At 56.1% G+C, this 2,070-nt stretch carries 3 protein-coding genes; all 3 read right to left on the reverse strand.

The window, feature by feature from the left end; genetic code table 11:
• On the reverse strand, positions 1-337 hold a 337-nt coding region (locus M7F93_RS11795), incomplete at its 3' end, for an aconitase family protein (protein ID WP_298173786.1).
• A 51-nt stretch (positions 338-388) separates the two neighbouring features.
• Entirely contained in the window at positions 389-730 is a 342-nt protein-coding gene (locus M7F93_RS11800) for an AAA family ATPase (protein WP_298173790.1), read from the reverse strand.
• A 95-nt stretch (positions 731-825) separates the two neighbouring features.
• On the reverse strand, positions 826-2,070 hold a 1,245-nt coding region (locus tag M7F93_RS11805), incomplete at its 5' end, for an Eco57I restriction-modification methylase domain-containing protein (RefSeq protein WP_298173793.1).

The following is a 2,070-nucleotide window of genomic DNA, read 5'->3' on the forward strand; positions in this document are numbered from 1 at the left end:
CGCCCGGCCTGGAAAAGCGCTCCAGGTGCACCTGATGGCAGATGCCGTTGCCGGGACGGGAGAAATGCACGCCATATTTCGCGGCAAAGCTTTGCAGAAAACGATGATCGTCGGCGTTCTCGAAGCCCGACTGCAGCATGTTATGGTCCACATAAGACACCGAGAGTTCCGTGCGCACCCGCGGCAGGCCGAGGGCCTCGAACTGTAGATAGGCCATGGTCCCCGTAGCGTCCTGGGTCAGGGTCTGGTCGATACGGATAGCGATAGGGCTCCCCGCTTCCAGCGTGCCACTGACCAAATGGGCGGCAAGTATTTTCTGGGTGACATTCATAGCCATGAACTGCTCTCCTGATCTGCGGGAAATCGTCGGGAACAACGGGTGCCTCCATCATCGCAAAAGCACCGCCCCGCGCCAAGTATCAGCAGCGAGCGCAAAACCCCTGACCAGATAGCTGCGCAACTGCTGGGTGGCCAGAAGCAGCATGCGGCGAAACTCATCATCGCGGTTCAAGAAGCGGTCACGCCGCACGCGGATGGGCGGCAGCACATTAAAGTTTTTATCGGGCAACTGCTGCGCATCGCGGGCTAGATGCAACGCATCGAGAAAATTGCTCTTGCCCGATCCGTTGGCACCCACCAGATAGGTCAGAGGGCCGAGCTGCACATCGCAAGTGGCGATGCTCTTATAATTACGCAATACCACGCGGGTTATAAAGTTCGATGAGGCCATTCTTGGCTCCTTGGCATGTCGGTTGCTCATTACCTCAGCAAAGCGTCGAGTTCATCTCTGTCGTGGATGGGGACTGGTGGTGGAAGTGCTGCGAGTCATGGCGTCGTTCCGTAAAGCAGTGCGATGGCATGATCCAACCCGGATTCGAGTGCGGTTATGTCTGCGTTAGGGTTGGCGCGCTTTACCGTGAGAATCTGTTCCACGAGGTCGACGATGGGCTGCTGTTGTTCCGGCGACACATCCGGGATGGGGAGGTTCTTCCAGTCGTCCGGGTAGAGGTGGATGTTGCTGCGGCGATTGGCGCGGAGGAAATCGCGGGCGGTGGATGAGTTCATCACGCCGAGCAGATATTTCACGGCGAAGCGGCGGCTGGTAGCCTCCAGTTCCTCGCGTTTTGGTAGGTCGGGACGCGGCGGCTTCTCGCCACGGTAGCGTGCGGTTTTTTTCAACGAGTTATTCCGTACGCTGTCTAGCGAGTGCCACGGGACAAAAGAAATTAGAGTGTGGCTGTGAAACGCCTGTGATGCGTCGTAGGCAGCTCGATTTTCAGCGCCCGAAACATCTGCCGCAACGATTTTTTCAGCAACCTCGTAGAGTTCTTCAAAAGTTGCGCGAGCCAATAAACTGGGTGAACGTTTCGTTCCCCACTCAAGCCAACGACTTTGTTGGTATGTCCACCGCTGAATGTCTTTCGCTTCAATGTAGCGTTTCTGGTGTTCCTTGTCGCGCATTTCGCTGACCAAATCTGCAGCAACAAACAAACCTTTTGCTCGTTTCTCATCGCTGTTTGGACGGCATCCGAAGCTGACGTAACAAATTGAGCCAATTTGCAGCGTCGGTGCGAAAAAACCAGCGTGCTGTGTTTCCTCCGGGAAGAACGTCCGATGCGTCAGCTTCGCCTGCTCATCGCTTGGCAGCGTGGTGACGTTGCCGAAGGTCTCGTGGTGGACGCGGCGCTCCGGCGTGTGATGGACACCGTCGGCGCGCTGATAGAAGTAAATGACGTTGTGAACGGCGGCATCGAAGATTTTCAGGTCACTCAGAAAATCAAGCCGTAGGATGCGCGCGTTTTTCAAAAACCAGTTCTGCGACTTTTGCGCATACTTGGCGTGGCAATAGGCGTCCGAAACAATCATCGTGGTTACGCCGCCGGGTTTGAGCAGTTGATAGCCGCGCTCGATAAAAGGAATGTAAAGATCCCACTTCTCCCAGAGTGTTTGGTACTGGCGGCTCGCCTCCAGCCTTCGCCTTTGGGCAAGATATTCCGCACTGCCATCGGCGCGGACATAGGGCGGATTGCCGATGGTGATGTCGAAGCCGTCGGCTATCTGGAACATCCA

The sequence above is a fragment of the Acidithiobacillus sp. genome (assembly GCF_027322205.1).
Lineage (GTDB): Bacteria > Pseudomonadota > Gammaproteobacteria > Acidithiobacillales > Acidithiobacillaceae > Acidithiobacillus.